Raw genomic sequence first — 3369 nt, forward strand, 5'->3', positions numbered from 1 at the left:
CGTGGCCGTACTGGCGGCCGGCCCCTGGAGCTGCGCGCAGGGCGGCCTCGGCCAGGCGCTGGGCCAGTGCATGGCCACGCGTCGTGGGCCGCCCGACCTCACCGCACTGGACGTGCGCCTGCGGGACTATCAGGCCCGCGGCCTGGTGGGGGAGGCGGAAGCGCTGGCCGAACTGCGGGCCTTCGTCTGGCATGGTGACGAGGACGGCGTGGTGGATCCCACCCTGGGCGCGGCACTGGCGGAGCAGCTCTCCGGCTGGCTGGCCAGCCCCAACGAGCAACTCAGGGTCGTGCGCTCACCCGGTGTCGGCCACGGTTGGCCTGTGCAGGCCGACGAGCAGGTCCCACCGAGCCAGCTGGCGCAGTGTCGTCTCGGCGGGGGAACCCATATGCTGGCCTGCGATCTAGACATCGCCGGCGAAGCACTGAGCTGGCTACACGGCACGCTGACGCCACCCCAGCAGGGCACCGATAGTGAGCTACTGCGCTTCGATCAGGCCCCGTTCGCTGCTCGCGGCCTGGGCAAGGCCGGCTATGTGCTGATTCCTGAAGGCTGCGAGGCGGGCGGCTGCGAGTTGACGATTGCCCTGCATGGCTGCGGCATGACCGAGGAGCAGATCGACCGCGCCTTCGTGGAGCACAGTGGTCTCAACGAGTGGGCCGAGGCCAACCAGCGCGTGGTGCTCTATCCCCAGGCCACCACCAGCCTGGCCAACCCCCAGGGCTGCTGGGACTGGTGGGGCTTCACCGAGAGCACCTGGCAGCTCGACCCGCTGCACGACACCCGGGAAGGCGTACAGGTCAAGGCACTGATGAGCATGCTCGAACGGCTCGGACAGAGCCCCGAGTGACCAAGTCCTGAAGGAGAGTGAGAGGTAAGCGCTCGGCGGCCTCAGCCGCCGAGCTCTTGCTCCAGCGCCGAGCGCAGGGCATGCGGCGCCGGCGAGTAGAGGACGCGCTGACGGATCGTGCCCTCGCGATCGACCAGATAGAGCGAGGAGCTGTGATCGACGGTGTACTCCATCGCCGACTCGGGCGTTTCCACCCGGCGCCAGACCACACCATAGCGCGCGGCCAGCTCTTCGAGCTGCTCCTGGCTGCCGGTGGCGCCGATGAAGTCGTCGCCGAAGTAACCGACGTATTCGGTGAGCCGCTCGATGGTGTCGCGCTCGGGGTCCACCGAGATCAGCACCGGCACCACACGGCGGCGCTGCTCGTCGTCCAGCCCCTGCATCACTTGGCGCATCACCGCCATGCTCATCGGGCACACGTCGGGACAGTAGGTGTAACCGAAGAACAGCACGGCCAACTGGTCGTCCTCGAGCTGGGTCAGCGAGAAGTCGCCCTGGGTCGAGGCCAGCTCCACCGGGCCGCCCCGCGGGCTGCCGTCGTCGTCATCCTGGAACTGCTGGTAACCGAACAGCCCCCCCAGGCCCACCACGACGATCAGCACCCCCAGCGCCATCCACATACGTTGCCGTTTCATGGCAAACTCCGCTCCACCGTGAAATCGAATCGGCTTCCCAGCCGGCCTTCAGGTGTCTCCACCACCACCTGAGCCTGCCAGCGCATGACCGATTCGGTACAGATCGGCACCTGGCCGACACCTACGAAATGCCCTCTATCCTGCTTGCTCAAGGGGAAACGATGCAAGCCCATATCCATGTCGCTGCCAACGAAGTCGACCCTGACCGACTGCGCCTCGACGCCATCCACATGGACCTTCAGCGGCAGGAGCTCCAGCGCCCGAATGCTCCCGGGCGCATCGACATCGAGGGTCAGCCTGCGCCCTTCGCCCAGGGTGGCACTGCACTCGCCGCGCTGAAGCTCGCAGGGAAAGGTGGCGAGATGCCAGTCGACATCGGCGTCGCCACGCAGCAGATGCGAAGCCAAATACCATAGCGCCACGCAAAGCGTCAGCAGCGTGGCCAGGATCAGCAGACGAAGCCCCGGAAAGCGGGACTTGCCGACGTTAGGCAGGGTGGGCGAAGACATGGCGGCGAAAGCAGCACTTCACGAAACGGCGGTAGAGGGTAAGCTTAACAGCATTTGCCGGTCGCCCTGGCGTGTACCGTTGTCGCAGGGTTTAACGGTTCCGGCAGCTCAAACCCCGAGAACGACAAGGACATCGAGATGGATGGCGTTACCAATGCGCTGGGCCCCCTGTTCCTGCTGATACTGCTCGGCGCCGCGCTGGGACGATTGCGTCAGCCGAGCGACGACTTCTGGGTACAGCTCGAGAAGGTCATCTATTTCCTGCTCTTTCCCGCCATGCTGGTCGCCACGCTGGCTACCGCCAACGTGGGTGAGGTGCCGGTGGTGCGCCTAGCCATCGCCCTGCTCGGCGGCATGCTGGTCTTCGCCGGGCTGCTGTGGGCAACACAGCGGCGGCTGGGCCTGGAGCCGGCGGCCTTCACATCCGTGTTCCAGGGTGCGCTGCGCTTCAATACCTACGTGGGGGTCGCCGGCGCCGCGGCGCTGCACGGTTCGGCCGGCGCCACCGTGGCGGCGGTCGCCGTGGCGCTGATGGTGCCGGTGGTCAACGTGCTGTGCGTGGCCAGCTTCATCGCCGCCGGCACCCTGGGCCCATCGAGCCTGGGCAAGAGCCTGACGGCCCTGGTGCGCAACCCCTTGATACTGGCCTGCCTGGCCGGTATCGCTCTCAACCTCTCCGGTATCGGCCTGCCCGGTTGGAGCGGTTCGGCGGTGGAGCTGCTGGGCCGTGCCGCCCTGCCACTGGGGCTGGTGGCGGTTGGTGTCGCCCTGCGTCCTCAGGCGCTACTACGCCTGGATCGCGGGGTGTGGACATCCAATCTGGTCAAGCTGATGCTGATGCCAGCGCTGGTGTTCGGCCTGGCGCTACTGCTGGGGCTGGACGCAGTGAGCCGCGACGTGGCGCTGCTCTTCGCCGCCCTGCCCACCGCCACCTCGGCCTACATCCTGGCCCGTCAGTTGGGCGGCGACGCCGAGCTGATGGCAGCCCTGATCACCGGCCAGACGCTGCTCGCCATGGCGACACTACCCTTGTGGCTGCATCTCGCCGGGAGCTGAAATAAAAAACATTCGTATTCGTATTGACATCGATAATGAGAATGGATTACATTGAATGCGTGGTGTTGATGAGGCACCACGGCCATTAGGGGAACCGCCAGTTTCCCGCTATGGTTTCTCCCCCTCATTGCTAGTCACGGTCTTGCCTGCGCCCTCTATGAGGGCGCTTTTTTTGTGCAAAAAACAAATCCCCCTCATTGCTGCTCTTTACCAGGTCAGGGTCTTGCCCGCGCCTCCCAATCATCCCGCCGCTGCGCTGCGCCAGGGGCCGCGTCCGCGCAGGCGCTCACGCAGCAGGTCGGCCAGGGCCTCGCGATAT

General features: G+C 66.2%; 4 protein-coding genes. 2 read left to right on the top strand and 2 right to left on the bottom strand.

The annotated features are described in order from the left end of the window. Positions 1-850: poly(3-hydroxybutyrate) depolymerase (locus tag B8115_RS00580; RefSeq protein WP_026037784.1), on the top strand; the 850-nt coding region annotated here is incomplete at its 5' end. Positions 851-891: 41 nt separating this feature from the next. Here B8115_RS00580 and B8115_RS00585 read toward each other — a convergent pair. After that, the gene (locus B8115_RS00585) at positions 892-1485 is read right to left on the bottom strand and encodes an SCO family protein (RefSeq protein ID WP_026037785.1); all 594 of its coding nucleotides are present in this window, start codon (positions 1483-1485) and stop codon (positions 892-894) included. Beyond that, positions 1482-1994 carry a hypothetical protein gene (locus B8115_RS00590; protein ID WP_010625784.1) on the bottom strand — a complete coding sequence of 171 codons (513 nt, stop codon included), beginning with the start codon at positions 1992-1994 and terminating at the stop codon, positions 1482-1484. Before B8115_RS00590 ends, B8115_RS00585 begins: the two co-directional genes overlap by 4 nt. Before the next feature lie 138 nt (positions 1995-2132). Here B8115_RS00590 and B8115_RS00595 point away from each other — a divergent pair, with 138 nt between their 5' ends. Then, entirely contained in the window at positions 2133-3050 is a 918-nt protein-coding gene (locus tag B8115_RS00595) for an AEC family transporter (protein ID WP_010625785.1), read from the top strand. The last annotated feature ends 319 nt before the right edge of the window (positions 3051-3369 follow it).

Source organism: Halomonas sp. KM-1 (genome assembly GCF_000246875.1).
GTDB classification, from domain to species: domain Bacteria; phylum Pseudomonadota; class Gammaproteobacteria; order Pseudomonadales; family Halomonadaceae; genus Halomonas; species Halomonas aerodenitrificans.